The organism is Oscillibacter sp. CU971 (assembly GCF_905219725.1).
In the GTDB taxonomy this organism is placed as follows: Bacteria; Bacillota; Clostridia; order Oscillospirales; family Oscillospiraceae; genus Oscillibacter.
In genome coordinates this window covers 1-17,193 of sequence record NZ_CAJMXG010000005.1, presented here as the reverse complement: position 1 = coordinate 17,193, position 17,193 = coordinate 1, and the positions used below count along the sequence as shown (strand labels likewise).

Genomic DNA, 17,193 nt, shown 5'->3' with positions numbered 1-17,193 from the left:
ACGCTTATCAAACGGCTGAATAAAAACAGTTGCCCGCCGGGGCCTTGGGCCCCGGCGGGGCATGAAAGGGCGGTCTTTATGATCCTTTTGACAAAGAGAAATCACGACAAGTTTTTGTTAAACCACCAGCAGATTGAGCACATCGAGTGCATCCCCNAGTCCANNATCACCATGATGAACCACGACTACTACCTGGTGCGGGAGAGCGTGGAGGAGATCATCCATAAAATCGCGGAGTACAACGCCAAGGTCCAGGATATCCACCGCGAGATCGCGGTATCGGACAAGCGTTGATGGAATATAGATAAAATTCACAGGCAGGGCCCGGCGCCCGGCCGAGGGAGCGAGGCATTTCTTCATGAATATAAACTATATCATCGGCATTGTCGGCGCGTTCGGCGTGTTCTTGCTGGGCTGCGTCATGGGCATCAACATCGGCCCCAAAGCGGCGGGAAAGCCCCCGATTACGTTCGAGCTGGCCAACCTCTGGAACTTCTTCGACGCGGCCTCTATCTTCATCACCATCGGGTGTACGATCTTCATTGTGGTCGCCAGCTTCCCCGGGTCNATGCTCAAGGCNATGCCCAAGCACTTCAAGATCATNTTGAACAACAAGATGTTCGACCCCAAAGGGTACATTGACCAGCTGGTGGAGCTGGCCCAGATCGCCCGTAAGAACGGCCTTTTGTCTCTGGAGGAGAAGGCCAACGAGCAGACCGACCCCTTCTTTAAACAGGCCATCATGCTCATTGTGGACGCCAACGATCAGGATAAGGTTCGGGGCATTTTGGAAAACGACATCGAGTGCATGTCTGCCCGGCATGAGGACGCCGCGGCGCTGTACGACAAGGCGTCCAGCGTGGCCCCGGCCTTCGGCATGGTGGGTACGCTGGTGGGCCTGATTAACATGCTGATGTCCATGAACCTCAGCGGCGACGGCGGAGCCGACTCCCTGGGCACCAGCATGGGCACCGCCATGATCACCACGCTGTNCGNCTGCCTGCTGGCCCATGTGATTTTTGGCCCTGTGGCCCAGCNTCTCCGGGTGCGGGACAGCGAGGAGGTCCTCTGCAAGCAGATCATCGTGGAGGGCGTCATGGCCATCCAGGCCGGCGAGAACCCCAAGTCCCTGCGGGAGCGGCTTCTGACCTACATGTCCCAGAAGCAGCGCGAAATGGGCGGCGAGGGCGCCGGAGGCGGCGAGGCGAAATGACAGGCCGAAAGGTAAGGTGAGACGGCAATGGCAATTAAAAAGAAAAAAAGCGGCNGCGGCGGCGCGAACTGGATGGACACCTACGGCGACATGGTGACGCTGCTGCTGTGCTTCTTCGTGCTGTTGTATTCTATGTCCACCATCAGCGAGGACAACTGGAAGGCCATCGTCCAGAGCTTCAACCCCAACGCAGTTCCGGACCCCAGGCCGACGATCGAGGGCTCTCCGGGCCCCAGCGCCGACGACGGCGAAACCGGCGTGGCTCCCACCCAGGAGGAGATGGAGGAGATGCAGGAGAAGGTGGAGCAGGACATGGAGGACCTTCTTCAGCAGATTCAGGAGTTTGTCCAGCAGCAGAATCTCCAGGACGCGGTGACGGTGAGCCAGAACGGCGGAAAAATCTTCATCACATTCAGCCAGTCCGTCTTCTTTGCCGGGGAAAGCGCGGTGATCCGCAAGGAGGCATATCCCATTCTGGACGGGGTCAGCGATATGCTCAGCAGCGTGGCCGGATCTCTGGACGAGGTCCGGGTCCAGGGCCACACGGCCCGGGCCGGGCAGGGGCCCAACAATGTGGTGAACGACCGCACGCTCTCCAGCAACCGGGCGGCCAATGTCATTATTTACATTCAGGAGCACAGCGTCGTCCCCCCCAGCTGCCTGGTCAGCGAGGGCTTCGGCGAGTGGCGCCCCGTGGCGGCCAACGATACCGCCGAGAACCGGGCGAAGAACCGCCGGGTGGAAATGATCGTCAGCGGCCGGGATATCGAGGCCGAGATGGAAGAACAGGGCGGCATCCAGCAGTATATCGTGATGACGTCATGACAGGGCCACCGGCGGCCGTTCGCCGGAATCCAGGTAGAATAGGGGGGATGATATGGCAGACGTATTATCGCAAGCGCAAATTGACGCTTTGCTGAACGCGGTCCGGAGCGGAGAAAAGGATTCGGAGCCGTCCGCTGAAAAGCAGGAAAAGAAATATCAGAAATACGACTTCAGCAGTCCCCGCAAATTTACCAAAGACCGCATTAAAATGCTTAACGGCATTTTTGACAACTATTCCCGGGTGATCAGCTCCCGGCTGAACGCCCGCCTGCGCTCCACCTGCGAAGTTACGGTGGAGAGCATCGAGGAACAGCGCTATTTCGAGTTTTCCAACGCCCTGACGGAAGGCGACGTGCTGGGCATGATCGACGTGGAGCTGAAAGGACAGATTCAGGAGACCCCGGCCATGCTCTTTATCTCCACCAGCACGGCCCTGAGCATGATGGACCGGATGCTAGGCGGCGAGGGCGCCGTGGACGACGAACTGCAAGACGACTACAGCTACACGGACCTGGAGTTGAAGCTTTACGAGGATCTGGCCGGAGACACCGTGAAGGTGATGGATCGGAGCTGGGAGAATTACGTGCCGATCCACTTCAACTACAGCCGCACCGAGGTCAACCCCACGCTGAACCAGGTCATCGGCCTGGACGAGACGGTGGTGATTGTGGACTTGAAGCTCCAGTTCCCCAACATGGCGGGCCGGATGAGCGTGTGCCTGCCGGGAGAGGTCCTGACCAACGTGTTCGCGGAAATCAGTCGGGAGNGCCNCNTNNGCCGGACGGCGGCNGAAGACAAGTCCGNCGAGATTTTCGACAAGCTGCGGGACTCCAAGCTGGAGATTATCGCGGAGCTGGCCAGCGCCCAGCTCTCCCTCAGCGACATCTACCACTTAAACGTGGGCGACGTCATCGACCTTGGGCAGCCCAAGGAATCCCCGATCTATCTGGAGATTGGCGGCTATCACTGGTTCACCGGAAAGATGGGTACCCATAAGAAAAACATGGCTGTGAAAATAGATGAAGTATGCTATCAGCTTGAGCAAAGGAGCGAGTAGACGGAATGGAGAAAAAATTATTTAGCCCGATGGAGATAGACGCCCTCGGGGAAATGATGAATATCAGCCTTGGCTCCTCTGCCACCGCGGTATCCAACCTTTTGGAGCACAGAGTCGATATTACGACGCCCAAGGTCACGGCCATCCAGACGGCGGAGTTTGCCCTGGGCAACCTGGAGCCCGCCATGGGCATCGAAATCAAATACGTGGAGGGCCTGGCGGGCAGCAACATCATGCTGCTCAAGCGCAGCGACATCAAGGTCATTGTGGACATCCTCATGGGCGGGGAAACGCCGGACGAGGAGTTTGAGCTCAACGAACTGACCATCAGCGCCGTCTGCGAGGTCATGAACCAGATGATGGGCGCGGCCGCTACGGCCATGAGCGACTTTTTGGGCTACCAGGTGGACATTTCCACCCCCCAGCCCTTCGAGCTGGAGGACCTGACCGCCTTTAAAGAGAACCATCTGCCCCAGGGGGCGGAAACCATTGTCATCGTCCGCTTCTCCCTCAAAATCGAAGGAGCCCTGGAAAGCGAGTTCATGAACGTCATGAGCGTGGAGCTGGCCAAGGAGCTTTTGAAGGGCCTGGGCCTGGGCGGCGATGAGGAAGAGGAGGCCGCACCTGAACCGGCCCCCGCGCCCGCCCCGGCTCCCGCGGCGGAGCCTGCTTCCTCCGGCGGAAAGATGAGCCAGGAGGAGATCGAGGCCATGCTGGCGGGCATGGGCGGCGGCGAACCCGCTCCCGCGCCGGAACCGGAGCCCGCCTCCAGCAAGAAAATGAGCCAGGAGGAAATCGAGGCCATGCTGTCCGGCATGGGCGGCGGCGAACCCGCTCCCGCGCCGGAGCCGGAGCCCGCCTCCAACAAGAAGATGAGCCAGGAGGAGATCGAGGCCATGCTGTCCGGCATGGGCGGCGGCGAACCCGCTGCCGCTCCTGCCCCGGCTCCCGCGCCTCAGCCCGCCCCGGCGGCCCAGCCGGCTCCCGCGGCTCAGCCGGCTCCCGCAGCCCAGCCCGCAGCGGCGGCTCAGCCCGCGACGGCGGCGGACATCGGGGCGATGATGGCGGCTATGATGTCCGCCATGACCACGGCCATGGCCAACAACGCCGCAGCCGCCGCTCCGGCCCCCGTGCATCAGGCTCCGGAGCCCAAGGTTATCAACACCAGGCCCGCGCCCCTGCGGGAGATCGATCCGGCGGAGGCTCTGGGAAAGGAACAGGCTCAGAACCTGGACCTGATTATGGAGGTTCCCCTCCAGGTGACGGTGGAAATCGGCCGGACCCAGCGGAAGGTGCAGGACATCCTGGAGTTCTCCAAGGGCTCCCTGGTGGTCCTCGACAAGCTGGCGGGCGACCAGGTGGACCTGTTCGTCAACGGCAAATGCGTGGCCAAGGGCGACGTGGTGGTCATTGACGACAACTTCGGCGTCCNNATCACCGAGATTGTCCAGGACCCCGTCATTGAGCTGGTGAAGAAATAAGCGGCCCGGCTTGGGCGCTTTTCAGATAACAGCATCCGGCATACATGATTATTTTTGGATAAGAAGGAAGGAACAAGACTATGGCTAAGAAGATTCTGCTGGTCGACGACGCCGCCNTTATGCGGANGATGATTAAGGACACCCTGAGCAANAACNGGTACACGGAGCTGTTCGAGGCTGTGGACGGCGCGGACGCCGTGGAAAAATTCAGCGAGATCGGCCCGGACCTGGTCATTATGGACATCACCATGCCCAACATGGACGGACTGGAGGCCCTGAAAGCCATCCGTGCCAAGGACAGCGGAGCCAATGTGGTTATGTGCTCCGCCATGGGCCAGGAGAGCATGGTCATGGACGCGGTGCGCTCCGGCGCGAAGGACTTCATCGTCAAGCCCTTCAAGCCCGACCGTGTTTTGNAGACCGTCAGCACCATCCTGGGCAATCCCTGACGGGATGCTGGACCTGGAAGGGGACGCGGCCTTGGGCTCCTTTTTGTGGATGCTGGTCTGCGTCGTCTTGATCATCGGCCTGGCCTATTGGTTTACAAGATATGTGGCGGNCCGGGGCGCGCTGAGCGNTTTTTCCGGGCCACGGCGGATGGAGGTCCTGGACCGGCTGCCCCTGGGGCGGGACCAAAGTGTGGTCCTGGCCCGGGTGGGAGAGCGGTATCTGCTCCTGGGGGCCGGAACGGCGGGGGTGACCCTGCTGGCGGAGCTNACCGGAGAAGAGGCCGCCGCCTGGAAGCCGCCGGAGACGGCGGAGGGTGAGAAGCCGGGCTTTAAAGAGGCGTTTCTCACCATGATGAAGCAAAAAGAGCGGAGGTGAACCGGAGGTGCCGGAAGGGCTGATCAATGTAAACGGCGAGAACGTGCAGGCGCTGGAAGTTCTTTTCCTGATGACGGCAATCACGCTCCTGCCCTCTCTCGTGGTGATGATGACGTCCTTTACCCNGTTTATCATCTCCTTTTCGTTCCTGCGCAACGCCATGGGCACACAGCAGACGCCGCCCAACATAGGATTGGTGGGCCTCGCCCTGTTTTTGACGTTTTACACCATGTCCCCCACCATCACCCGCATTCAGGAGGAGGCCTATGAGCCCTACGCCGCGGAGGAGATTGGGCAGGAGGAGTTCCTGGAACGGGCCGTGGTGCCCCTGTCGGAGTTTATGGTGCGAAACACATGGACCAACACCCTGGAGATGTTCTGCGACATGGCCCATGTGGAGATGCCGGAGGAGGTCAACACCCAGACGGTGGTGGAGACGATTCCCCTGCGGATCATTGTACCCGCCTTTGTGACCTGCGAGTTGTCCAGGGCGTTTACCATCGGGCTGCTGCTGTATATTCCCTTCATGCTGATTGACATTGTGGTGTCCTGCACGCTGATGTCCATGGGTATGATTATGCTTCCGCCGTCCATGATTTCCGCGCCTTTCAAGCTGCTGCTGTTCGTGACTTTGAACGGGTGGGAGCTGCTGTTTTCCACCTTGGTCCGGGGTTTCCACTAGCGGAGGGCTGACGAATGGATACGGGAATGATAACCGACGTGATGCGGGACGCCGTGGGCGTGGTCATCAAGCTGGGCGGGCCCATGCTGGTTTTAAGCATGCTGGCCGGCGTGCTGATTGCCATTTTCCAGGCGGTGACCCAGATTCACGAGCAGACCATCGGCTTTATCTTAAAGGTGGTCATTATTGTGGGCGTCCTTCTGCTGGCGCGCNGCTGNATGCTGACGACGCTTCAGGAGTACGCCCGGGAGGTCTTTGACCTGATGACGCAGATCTAGCGGAGGCGCCTATGATAGACGAAGGGGCCCTGACGCTGTTTTTGTTGATTACGGCCCGGATGAGCGGCTTCGTGCTGTTCAATCCCCTGCTGAGCCGCCANAATTTCCCCGGGACCTTCCGGGCGGGGTTTACGCTGCTGCTGTCGGTCTTCACCTNTTCGGTGACNGGCGGGCGGNTGGAGCCGCCGGCGGGCATGCTGCCCTTTGCGGGGGCAATTTTGCTGGAAATGGCCATAGGCTTTGCCCTGGGCATGGTGGTAAACTTTTTCCTTTATATTCCCCAGATGGCGGGTTTGACCATCGACACCCAGATGGGTATGACCATGAACCAGACCTATGACCCCGGCTCACGCTCCAACATGTCCGTGACGGGCACGATGCTGAACACGCTGATGATTCTGCTCTTCTTTGCCGGGAACGGACACCACACGCTGCTGCGGATTATGATTACCTCCGGCGAGGTGGTGGGATACGGCGGCGTCTCCATTGGGAACGACCTGACAAACCTGGCGCTGGAGCTGTTTATCGAGTGTACCGTCCTGGCGGTGAAGCTCTGTATGCCGATTCTGGCGGCGGAGCTGATTGGCCAGCTGGGGATGGGCATTNTGATGAAGGTCATTCCCCAAATCAATGTGTTTTCCATTAACATCGAGCTGAAGGTGATCATCGGCCTGGCGCTGCTGCTGNTGCTNATGCTTCCGGTCAGCGANTTCCTCCTGGAGGCGGAACAAACCATGCTGAACAGCCTCCACACGATGCTGCGGCTGATGGTATAGCCGGTTTCAANCCGCGCGGACGTCCGAAAGGGNGGATGACAGTTGNCGGNCAGTTCTAAGACCGAAAAAGCAACCCCNAAAAAGCGAAGAGACGAACGAAAAAAAGGCAACGNCTTCATGAGCCAGGACGCGGTGGCCGTAGTCACGCTGCTGGGGTCCTTCTTCACCTTCTGGCTGCTGGCCGGAAGTATCGGGGAAGAGCTGGCGGGCTTTATGGGCTTTTGCTTTTCCAANNTGGATCTGGCCGGGGGTTTGGTCATTGGCGACATCCTCAANGAGCTGGTGATGCAGGCCCTGGGACTGATGATCCGGAGCGTGCTTCCCATTACGCTGGTAACGGCGGGCTGCGCCATTGCGGCCACCTTTGCACAGACCAAGCTGCTGGTCAGCAGCGAACTGATGAAACCCAAATTCAGCCGCATCAATCCCCTGGAGGGCTTCAAACGGCTGTTTTCCTTAAAGAGCGTTATCAATGCCCTGAAGGGGCTTTTGAAAATCAGCATTCTCATGGTCATCGTCTATATGAGCATCGAGGGGATGTTTCATGAGAGTGCCAAATATCTTTATGTGGAGCTCCTGGCCTCCGCGCAGCACCTGTTTTCCGAAGGGATGAGCATGATTGTGAAAATCGGCATCGCCTTCATCGCCTTGGCGGCCGTGGATTTCTTCTATCAGCGGTGGGATTATGAGCGGAATCTCCGCATGAGCAAGCAGGAGATTAAGGAAGAATACAAACAGACGGAAGGCGACCCCCAGATCAAGGGGAAGATCAAGGAAATGCAGCGCAAGCGGGCNATGAGCCNCATGANGCAGCAGGTTCCCAAGGCCGACGTGGTCATCCGAAACCCCACCCACTTCGCCGTGGCTCTTCGGTACAAACCGGATCAGGACGCGGCCCCCATCGTCCTTGCCAAGGGACAGGATTCCCTGGCCCTCCGCATCGTGAAAATCGCGGAGGAGAACAAGGTGGCCGTTGTGGAAAACGTGCCCCTGGCCCNTGCCCTGTACGCGGACACGGAACTGGACCAAGAGATTCCCCCGGAGCTTTACAACCCCGTGGCGGAGGTGCTGGTCTACANCTTCCGGCTGAANGNAAAGCANCAATTGGTAAAATAAATTTGCCGCTTTGTCCAAAGGATAAGGCAGTCCGGCCTTGAAAGACACGCCGGGGCGGAAAGGAATCTGCGGGACAGGAGGTGANCNGCGCTTGAGAAGAATTTTTGACAACGTAATATCCCTCGCCGTCGTGGTCATTGTCCTGTTTTTGATTATTCCCCTGCCGACGCAGCTGCTGGACATCCTGCTGGTGGTCAACATCGGGCTTTCCATCATGATCCTGATGATCACCATGAACATCTCGGAGGCTTTGGAGTTTTCCATATTTCCCTCCCTATTGCTGATTACGACGCTGTTCCGATTGGGACTGAACGTCTCCACTACCCGGCAGATTCTCTGGCACGGCTACGCCGGAACGGTCATTCAAAACTTCGGCAACCTGATTACGGGCGGCAACATCGTCGTCGGCGTGGTGGTCTTCTTGATCATCGTGCTGGTGCAGTTNATCGTTATCACCAAGGGCGCNNAGCGCGTGGCCGAGGTAGCCGCCCGGTTCACCCTGGACGCCATGCCCGGCAAGCAGATGGCCATCGACGCGGACCTCTCCTCCGGCCTCATTGACGAGCAGGAGGCCAAGGGCCGCCGGCACAAGATTCAAAAAGAGGCCGACTTCTACGGCGCTATGGACGGCGCCACCAAAATTGTCAAAGGCGACGCCACCATGTCCTTGATCATCACGATGATCAACTTTGTGGGCGGCGTCCTGATCGGGATGCTGATGAACGGCGGGACCTTTACCGACGTTCNCTCCCGGTACTCCATCGTCACCATCGGCGACGGCCTGGTCTCCCAGCTTCCGGCACTGATGATCTCCACCGCCACGGGTATGATTGTCACCCGGTCCGTGTCGGAGGGAAGCCTCAACAAGGACGTCATCGGGCAATTCAAGAATCAGCCCAGGGCCATTATGACCACCGGCGTCATTCTCNTCTTCCTGGCGGCCATTCCCAATACGCCCCACCTGGCCCTGGCCATCGGCGGCGGGCTGCTCTTNGGCGTGGGCTGGTTCGTCAGCGGCCGCATGGAACGGGAGCGGCAGGAGACCAAGGCCCTCCAGGCCGCGGCGGAACAGCAGCAGCAGGCCTCCCAGGCCGCGGCCCCCANCGAAACCGACTACTACAAGGATATCAACAATGTCTACAACCTCCTCTCGGTGGAGCCCATCGAGATGGAGTTTGGATACAGCCTCATCCCCATGGTGGATGAAAGCCACGGCGGCAAGCTTATCAGCCGCATCGTCATTTTCCGCCGCCAGTACGCCCAGGACATGGGCTTCGTCTTCCCCTCCATCCGCCTCCACGACGCCTCGTCTCTGGGGACGAACCAGTACGTCATCCGCATCCGGGGCGAGGAGGTGGCCCGGGGCGAGATCCNGGTGGACTACTACCTAGCCCTGGAGCCGGCGAACCCNTTGGGCGAAATCGACGGCATCGAGNCCATCGANCCCGCCTACGGCATCCCCTCCCGGTGGATTCTGCCGGAGAACAAGGAAATGGCGGAGATCTACGGATACAACGTCATCGACCCCCTGTCCGTCATGCTGACCCACCTGTCGGAGACGGTGAAGAAATACGCCTACGAGATGCTGGGCCGGACGGAGACCATTCAGCTGGTGGACAATTTGAAGCGCAGCGCCCCGGAGCTGGTGGAGGAGGCAATCCCCGCCGTCGTCTCCTACTCCACGCTGGAGNAGGNGCTGCGGAACCTCCTGTAGGAGGGCGTGCCCATCAAGGACCTGGGGGCCATTGTGGAGACCCTGGCCGACGCACTGACGCAGGGCCGGGACATCGACGCCGCCACGGAGCAGGTCCGGGGCGCCCTGGCCCGGACCATTACCCGCCGCTTCTGCGAGGACGGTCAGCTCCGGGTGGTCACCCTGGACGCGGAGGTGGAGAAAAAGATCATCGCCTCCCTCACCCGGAACGAGCAGGGCGTGTATCTGGCCATGGGGCCGGAGCTGATGCAGCAGATCGTCTCCCAGCTGGCAAACCAGATGAAGAAATTCAACGACCTCTCCCAGACGCCCATCATCCTGGTCAGCCAGGTGATTCGGGGCTATTTCTCCAAGATGATCACCCAGTTCTACCCCGGCGTGTACGTGCTGTCCTTCAATGAAATCACCAGCGCCGTGCAGATCCAGGCCATCGGGAACATTACCCTGGAACCGGCGGCCCGGACGGAGAGAAGGGCGGTGGGCACATGAGCGAGGTGACCGCCTCCGTTCGCTACAGCGAGCGGGAGATTGAGGAGATGGAGACTCAGGACCTCCTCCAGCTCTATAAGGAGACGGGGGACGAGAGCCTGAAGTGGCCCCTGGTCCTGCGCTATGAGGGGCTGATTAAAAACGCCGCCATGCAGATTCGGGGCGTCTACAGCAGCTTCGCCCAAATCGACGATATCATCAACGAGGGAATCATCACCCTCCTGGGGGCCATCGATAAATTTGACCCGAACAAGGGCGTGAAGTTCGAAACCTACGTCTCCAAGCGCATCCGGGGCATGGTCATCNACCTGGCCCGGAAGCAGGATTGGATTCCCCGGAACGTCCGAAAGCGGGCCAAGGAGATTGACATGGCCTCGGCGGAGCTGTCCGCCGCCCTGGGCCGGACGCCCACCGACGGGGAGATCGCCAAGCACCTGGGCATCACCCAGGAGCGGTACCAGAAGGACGCCGCCAACATCGCCCTGAGCAANGTTTTGTCCCTGGACGTGCTGATGGACACCCGGGNGGCCACGGGCNACCNGCTNGAGGTGCCCTNCAGCGACGCCAGGAGCCAGCCGGAGCTGGTGCTCCAGGAGCGGGAAATGCAGCGGGCCCTGGCCCAGGGCATCGCGTCTTTGCGGGAGAACGAGCAGATCGTCCTCTCCCTGTACTATGAACGGAATCTGCACCTGAAGGAAATCNCCCAGGTCATGGAGCTCAGCGAGCCCCGCATTTCCCAGATTCACACCCGGGCCATTCAGAAGCTGCGGACGTATATGGAAAACTATCTGGGCGACGAACCGGAGCCGAAACCTAAGAGGAAGAGGGGATAACGCGTGTATAAAGGCTTTTACAATCTGACCTCCGCCATGCTGACCCATCAGCACAATCTCAATGTCATCGGCAACAATATGGTGAACATCTCCACGTCGGGCTACAAGCAGGAACGCTATGTGGCGACCACCTTTGACGACGTGATGTACAGCCGGGTAACGGTGAATGAGAGCGGCGGCACGGAAATCGGCCGTCAGAGCTACATACGGGCGGCCAGCGACATCTACACGGATTACAGCCAGGGTATCCCGGAGCCCACGGAGCTGCCCCTGGACTTCGCCATTGTGGGAGACGGCTTCTTCGCCGTCCAGGACCCGGAGGGCAATGTGGCCTACACCCGGATGGGCAATTTCTGCCTGGACGACGAGGGCTACCTTTGCCTGCCCGGCTTCGGCCAGGTGCTGGACCCCCAGAGCCGGCCCATTTACCTGGGCACCGACAAAATCCGGGGGGACAGCCGGGGCGTTATCTACTTCGACCAGCCGCCGGAGCAGGGCGGGGGCACCGCCATCGGCCAGCTGGGCGTTTTCAGCTTTGAAGACAACCTGGCCCTGGAGCGGAACGACCGGGGCCTGTTTACCGGCGAGGGCGCCCAGCAGAGCGAGGACTTTGAGATCTGGAACAAGTATCTGGAGCGCTCCAACACCGACATGGTCAAGCAGATGACGGAGATGATTACCTATCAGCGGGCGCTGCAAAGCGCCGCCCAGGTCACCAAGATGTATGACCAGCTGATGACCAAGGCCACCGGCGAGGTCGGCCGCTTCGCATAAGGAGGAAGCCTATGAATCAATCCTTTTTCATTGCGGCCGTAGGGGCTCACCAGCAGCTTATGCGGCTGGGAGTCCACGGCANCAACATCGCAAATCTGAACACTTACGGCTTCAGGGCGGAAAAGAGCNNCTTCGCCTCCTTGATGTACGACGATCTAAAGGGCGTCGGGACCGCCACGGAAGGCGGCTACGAAGGGGAGGACCCCGGTTTCGAGATGCTTCCCTCCGGCGTGGGCGCGGCCCTGTGGACCACGGACACGGATTTCAAGAGCGGCGCCCTGGAGGAGACCCGGCGGGACCAGGATTACGCCATCGCGGGAGAGGGCTTCTTTGCCATCGCGGACCTGACCACGGGGGAGACTACCCTCACCCGGAACGGCGCCTTCGTCATCTCCGAGCTGATGCGCTCCACCGGCGAGGTGGACGAGAACGGCCAGGATATTCAGGAGCGCATCTATTACCTCTCCGACAACGAGGGGCGCTTCGTCCTCAGTGAGACCGGCAGCATGATCGAAGTGGGAGACGAGCACGAGCCGCAGCCCGTGGGCGTCTTTGACTACATGAACTACGACGGAATGGAGCATGTGAACGACACCCGCTTCCGGGCCGTTGATAAAAACGGGAGCATCCGCCAGGGCGGGGGCACGGTGATGCGGGGCTTCATCGAGATGTCCAACGCGGACCTGGCGGAGGAGATGACCAAGGTGATCGAGTCCCAGAGGGCCTATGGCATGGCGCTGAAGATGGTGCAGACCTCCGACGAAGTTGAGACCACCATCAACAGCCTGCGCGGCTAAGAGAGGGGAAGGGCATGATCATTAAANGCTATGACGAACTCAGTTCCCTGGAGCTGGATACCCTGAAGGAAATCGGCAGCATCGGCACCGGCAACGCCGCCACCAGCCTGTCGGCCCTCATCGGCAAGCCCGTGCGCNTCCAGNAGCCGGAGNTCCGCANCATGGAATACAACGAGGCCATCGAGTGGATCGGCGGCCCGGAGCCCATCACCGCCGGCGTGCTGGTGGGGATGAGCGGACAGCTCAGCGGCATCATGCTGTCGGTGCAGCAGCTGGACTTTGTGAACCTGGTGCTGGAGAGCATGATGGAAAGAACCATCAAGGATTACATGGAGCTGGGTGAAATTGAGCGCTCCGCCTTGACCGAGGTGGGCAACATCATGATTTCCACCTNCATCAACGCTCTCAGCGGCCTGGCGGACTTGGACATCAAGCTGACCGTGCCCGCCTTCACCGTGGATATGCAGGGGGCCATCATGGCCGTGCCCATGGCGGAGTACGGCGGACAGTCCAATTACATCATGACCATCGGCGGAAACTTTATTTGCAATGGAAAGGAGATTCCCTGCCGTTTGCTGTTGTCGCCGGATATTCGGTCGCTGAACTTTTTATTAAGGAAGCTGGGCGTGAACAGTGGAGAGTAAGATCACAGTTGGAATCGCGGATATGAAAATGGCCCNGGGCTCAGGCATGCTGATTACCTNCGCCCTGGGGTCCNGCATAGGAATCTGCCTGTATGATCAGCGGATCAAGCTGGCGTCGCTGATTCACATCATGCTGCCGCTGAACATGGAGCCGGGCCGGAAGAACACCATGAAGTACGCGGACACCGGCATCCGGGAGACGCTGAAATTGATGGAGTCCAAGGGGGCGTCCCGGTCCCGCATCACGGCGAAGCTCGCCGGGGGGGCNAAGATGTTCGAAATCAGCGGNGGAAACCTGGGNAACATCGGCCAGCGCAACATCGAGAGCGTCCGTATGCACCTGAAGCGGGAGGGCATCCAGCTTTTGAAGGAGGACGTGGGGGGCTCCGTGGCCCGGACGCTGCTGTTCGNCCNCNCNACGGGANTGNCCTGNGTTCGNAGCTACGGCCGGCCGGAGATGATTTTTTAACAAGCTCATTTTTGTATGGCATATAGAGTCAAGCACTGAAAGGAGTGTTCGGAATGTTGTTGGAAGAGGACAAGCGGGGCATTTTGCTGGAGTCAGGCACGAATGAGATCGAGGTCATGGAATTCACCATCAATGAAAGCCTGTACGGCATCAACGTGGCGAAGGTCAAGGAGATTTTGGTCTCTCAGCCCGTGAAGCACATGCCCCATGCCCACCCGGCGGTGGAGGGCATTTTCAAGCCCCGGGACAAGGTGATTACCGTGGTGGATCTGCCCACGTATCTCCTGGGCGANACTGGGGAGAAAAAGAGCAAGGACCTGTTCATCATCACCAATTTCAACAAGATGAACATCGCCTTTCGGGTCCACACGGTGGTGGGCATCAGCCGCATCTCCTGGAAAAGCATCCAGAAGCCGGACAAAACCGTGGCCGGAGGAAACGAGGGCATCGCCACCGGCATCGCCCAGTGCGGCGACGATCTGGTGACCATCCTGGACTTTGAGAAAATTGTGGCGGAAATCGCCCCGGAGACCACCATCCAGATGTCCGAGATCGACCAGCTGGGCGAGCGGAAGCGGAGCGACGCCGTCATCCTGGTGGCGGAGGACTCCGTGCTCCTCAGCAAGATGATCGAAGAGGCCCTGCACAAGTCCGGCTACGGGAATACCCGGATGTTCCCGGACGGCAGCAAGCTGTGGGAGTACCTCAACAGCCTCCGGGGCCACGACAACTTTGACGACGAGGTGGCGCTGATTATCACCGACATCGAAATGCCCCAGATGGACGGCCACCGGCTGACGAAGCTGGTGAAGGACGACAAGGACTTCAAGCACCTGCCGCTGATCATTTTCTCCTCCCTGATTACCGAGGAGATGCGCCGCAAGGGCAAGGAGCTGGGCGCGGACGAGCAGATGAGCAAGCCGGAGATCGGCCATCTGGTCCGGGTCATCGACCATCTGCTGGAAGAAGCCGGGCGGCGAGAATAATCGCGGANGGATATCATGAGCAGTAAATACATCGTAAGGCAGCCGATCAAGGATCCCCAGGGGAAGATATTGGGGTATGAGATTCTGTACCATGGGGAGAATCAGGCCTTCACCGTAGAGACCCCCCAGGCCAAGGAATTCGCCTCCGCCGACACGGTCTACAGCTTCCTCACTCAGAACAGTACGACGACGCTGCGGGGGTCCCTGAACTTCATGACCTTCACGACGACGCTGCTGATGAAAANGACGCCCCGCCTTTTCGAGAAGACGGAGCTCGTCATCCAGATTAACGACAGTGTCATCATCCACCCGCTGTCCATGCACTTCGTCAACCAATACGCGAAAGAGGGCTATAAGGTGGCGGTGAACGAATTCCAGTTCGCCCCCCGGTACCTGGCCCTGCTGGACAGNATTGATTACATCAAAGTCAACATCCAGACCACGCCGGAGCTGGCCATGCACAACATTGTGGAAGTGGCCCACAGCATGCAGAAAAAATGCATCATCACCAATGTGGACACGGAAGAGCAGTACCAAAAGGCGCTGCTGATGAAGGCCGACGGCCTGGAGGGTACCTATGTTGCCGAGCAGATGACCACCCGGGTCCACTCCAGCGCCTATCTCCAGTCCAGCTTCTTCCGCCTGATGGTGGCCATCACCCGGGATGAGCCGGACGTGGACGAGATTGAGCAGCTGATCTCCATGGACGCCAGCCTGACGTACAACNTGCTNAAGGTGNCCAACTCCGCCTACTTCGCCCTGCGGAACCGGGCCANAACGGTGCATCAGGCCATCATGACCCTGGGGCTTGGGCAGCTGAAGCAGTGGATTTACCTCCTCAGCGCCAGCGTCAGCACCGAGTCTGCCGAGGCGGGGACGGAGGAATTCCTGAAGCGCTCCTTCANGCGGGCCTCCTTCTGCAAGGAGCTGATGAAGTACGCCAAAAATATGCCCATCACCCCGGCGGAGGCCTATCTGATGGGCATGTTCTCCACGCTGAACCACCTGGTGGACGCGCCTCTGGAGGAAATCCTGGAAGAGCTTCCGGTTTCGGACATGGTGCGAAACGCGCTGGTAAAGAAGGAAGGCCGCTGCGGCAAGCTCTATGAGCTGCTGCTGAGTTACGAGGCGGCCAACTGGAACGCCATCACCGCCCTGGCGGAGGAGCTGGGCATCCCCAACCAGATTCTGACCAATGTATACTTCACCTGCATGGAAAATGTCAACGTCCTGTGNGAGCAGCTNANCAGTACCGCCGCCGGCCNNGAGCCGGAGGCCGGCGCCGCGCCCGAGGACGGCGAGTGAGCCGGGGAAGGAGCAGGATAGGGAACTTGAACAGCCCGGCGAACCGTGATTTCGCCGGGCTGAACAAATTTCAGGAATGCCGCGAAGGCCTTGAACATTCGGCGGGCGCATGGAGACGCGGCGGCCCCAAAAAAGGAGGCCCCGTTTCGGGGCCTCCTTCGTAAGCAGAACGGGCGTTCTCCCTGGGGGCTTAATTCTCCGGCCGGGAGTNATGGGGCGTGAGCATGACTTTCTTGCAGGCCTGAATGAGCTGGGAGGTCACGTCGCTGGCGAACCGGCTCTCGTAGACGGTAAGGCGGGGAACCCGCTCGTTCTGGCTCAAGACCACGTATTTAGGCGGCAGATGGTTCAGGGCGTAGGCCCGTACATCCACCCGGCACTTGTCGCAGCAGCAGATGCCAAACATTTTCATGTACTCATCCGCTTTTTCCTCCACCAGGATCTGCATGACGTTAATATAGGAGGGCTGCTCCTCCTCTTCCTGGAACGGTTCTTGGGGAGCATCCTCCCGGACCGGCGCGGCGGGCGCTTCCTGTGCCGGGGCCGCCTGGGGCGCGGATTCGCTCTGCGGAGCCGCCTGGGATGCGGGAGCCGTGGGAGCGGCCTTGGGGGCTGTTTCCAGCTCGGCTTCCAGGGCGTCTTTGATTTGGGAGGAGACGGCGGCGTCGGCGGTGATGGAGGAAATGATGGGAGCCACCGGCGCGGCATGGGCGGGCTCCGCCTCCGGGGCCGCCTGGGGCGCGGGCTCTGCCTGGGGCGCCGCGGGCTCCGCCTTGGGTTCCGCCGGGGGCTCGGGCGCGCTGCCCCGGTTCTTGCTGAGCAGGTTCATTACATGGGCGGTTTTGCTGCTGTTGTTGGATGCCATAACGAAAACTCCTTTACATCAGAAAAATGAAAAGCTTAGAACCACTTGGAACGGGGGGCCGGAC

At 59.9% G+C, this 17,193-nt stretch carries 18 protein-coding genes and 2 pseudogenes; 19 read left to right on the top strand and 1 reads right to left on the bottom strand.

Annotated features, from left to right (window positions below; genetic code table 11):
* The first annotated feature begins 78 nt into the window (after nucleotides 1-78).
* The 19 genes and pseudogenes from JX325_RS00930 to JX325_RS00840 all read left to right on the top strand — a co-directional run bounded on the left by JX325_RS00930 (nucleotide 79) and on the right by JX325_RS00840 (nucleotide 16,264).
* Complete coding sequence (locus JX325_RS00930; RefSeq protein ID WP_204789306.1) at nucleotides 79-294, top strand: flagellar FlbD family protein; 216 nt, start codon at nucleotides 79-81, stop codon at nucleotides 292-294.
* A 64-nt stretch (nucleotides 295-358) separates the two neighbouring features.
* Complete coding sequence (locus tag JX325_RS00925; RefSeq protein WP_204789305.1) at nucleotides 359-1,213, top strand: motility protein A; 855 nt, start codon at nucleotides 359-361, stop codon at nucleotides 1,211-1,213.
* A 27-nt stretch (nucleotides 1,214-1,240) separates the two neighbouring features.
* Nucleotides 1,241-2,038 (top strand): flagellar motor protein MotB, encoded by a 798-nt coding sequence (locus JX325_RS00920; RefSeq protein WP_204789304.1) that lies wholly within the window; start codon nucleotides 1,241-1,243, stop codon nucleotides 2,036-2,038.
* A 52-nt stretch (nucleotides 2,039-2,090) separates the two neighbouring features.
* Nucleotides 2,091-3,095: pseudogene (locus tag JX325_RS00915) on the top strand (flagellar motor switch protein FliM).
* Between the two features lie 5 nt (nucleotides 3,096-3,100).
* Nucleotides 3,101-4,576, top strand: coding sequence for a flagellar motor switch protein FliN (gene fliN, locus JX325_RS00910; protein WP_204789303.1), 1,476 nt, complete (start codon nucleotides 3,101-3,103; stop codon nucleotides 4,574-4,576).
* Nucleotides 4,577-4,656: 80 nt separating this feature from the next.
* Nucleotides 4,657-5,025, top strand: a complete 369-nt coding sequence (locus JX325_RS00905; RefSeq protein WP_204789302.1) for a response regulator — start codon at nucleotides 4,657-4,659, stop codon at nucleotides 5,023-5,025.
* 4 nt (nucleotides 5,026-5,029) lie between these two features.
* Nucleotides 5,030-5,401: a flagellar biosynthetic protein FliO gene (gene fliO / locus JX325_RS00900; protein ID WP_204789301.1), complete on the top strand. Its 372-nt coding sequence runs from the start codon at nucleotides 5,030-5,032 to the stop codon at nucleotides 5,399-5,401.
* Nucleotides 5,402-5,408: 7 nt separating this feature from the next.
* A complete protein-coding gene (gene fliP / locus JX325_RS00895) occupies nucleotides 5,409-6,083 on the top strand; it encodes a flagellar type III secretion system pore protein FliP (RefSeq protein ID WP_204789300.1) in 675 nt (224 codons plus the stop codon).
* 14 nt (nucleotides 6,084-6,097) lie between these two features.
* The gene (locus JX325_RS00890) at nucleotides 6,098-6,361 is read left to right on the top strand and encodes a flagellar biosynthetic protein FliQ (protein ID WP_204789299.1); all 264 of its coding nucleotides are present in this window, start codon (nucleotides 6,098-6,100) and stop codon (nucleotides 6,359-6,361) included.
* 11 nt (nucleotides 6,362-6,372) lie between these two features.
* Entirely contained in the window at nucleotides 6,373-7,137 is a 765-nt protein-coding gene (locus JX325_RS00885; protein WP_204789298.1) for a flagellar biosynthetic protein FliR, read from the top strand.
* Nucleotides 7,138-7,179: 42 nt separating this feature from the next.
* Nucleotides 7,180-8,253 (top strand): flagellar biosynthesis protein FlhB, encoded by a 1,074-nt coding sequence (flhB, locus tag JX325_RS00880; protein WP_204789297.1) that lies wholly within the window; start codon nucleotides 7,180-7,182, stop codon nucleotides 8,251-8,253.
* A gap of 91 nt (nucleotides 8,254-8,344) precedes the next feature.
* A pseudogene (gene flhA, locus JX325_RS00875) lies at nucleotides 8,345-10,456 on the top strand (flagellar biosynthesis protein FlhA).
* The gene (locus tag JX325_RS00870) at nucleotides 10,453-11,289 is read left to right on the top strand and encodes a sigma-70 family RNA polymerase sigma factor (RefSeq protein WP_204789296.1); all 837 of its coding nucleotides are present in this window, start codon (nucleotides 10,453-10,455) and stop codon (nucleotides 11,287-11,289) included. Before flhA ends, JX325_RS00870 begins: the two are co-directional and overlap by 4 nt.
* 3 nt (nucleotides 11,290-11,292) lie before the next feature.
* Complete coding sequence (locus JX325_RS00865) at nucleotides 11,293-12,063, top strand: flagellar hook-basal body protein (RefSeq protein ID WP_204789295.1); 771 nt, start codon at nucleotides 11,293-11,295, stop codon at nucleotides 12,061-12,063.
* Nucleotides 12,064-12,074: 11 nt separating this feature from the next.
* Nucleotides 12,075-12,860 (top strand): flagellar hook-basal body protein, encoded by a 786-nt coding sequence (locus JX325_RS00860; protein WP_204789294.1) that lies wholly within the window; start codon nucleotides 12,075-12,077, stop codon nucleotides 12,858-12,860.
* 14 nt (nucleotides 12,861-12,874) lie between these two features.
* A complete protein-coding gene (locus JX325_RS00855) occupies nucleotides 12,875-13,504 on the top strand; it encodes a chemotaxis protein CheC (RefSeq protein WP_204789293.1) in 630 nt (209 codons plus the stop codon).
* A gap of 46 nt (nucleotides 13,505-13,550) precedes the next feature.
* Nucleotides 13,551-13,973: a chemotaxis protein CheD gene (locus JX325_RS00850; protein ID WP_374220572.1), complete on the top strand. Its 423-nt coding sequence runs from the start codon at nucleotides 13,551-13,553 to the stop codon at nucleotides 13,971-13,973.
* A gap of 53 nt (nucleotides 13,974-14,026) precedes the next feature.
* Nucleotides 14,027-14,959, top strand: coding sequence for a chemotaxis protein (locus tag JX325_RS00845; RefSeq protein WP_204789291.1), 933 nt, complete (start codon nucleotides 14,027-14,029; stop codon nucleotides 14,957-14,959).
* A gap of 15 nt (nucleotides 14,960-14,974) precedes the next feature.
* Nucleotides 14,975-16,264 (top strand): EAL and HDOD domain-containing protein, encoded by a 1,290-nt coding sequence (locus JX325_RS00840; protein WP_204789290.1) that lies wholly within the window; start codon nucleotides 14,975-14,977, stop codon nucleotides 16,262-16,264.
* 190 nt (nucleotides 16,265-16,454) lie between these two features.
* Here the strand turns inward: JX325_RS00840 and JX325_RS00835 are convergent, their stop codons facing one another.
* A complete protein-coding gene (locus tag JX325_RS00835) occupies nucleotides 16,455-17,129 on the bottom strand; it encodes a late competence development ComFB family protein (RefSeq protein ID WP_204789289.1) in 675 nt (224 codons plus the stop codon).
* Nucleotides 17,130-17,193: the final 64 nt, after the last annotated feature.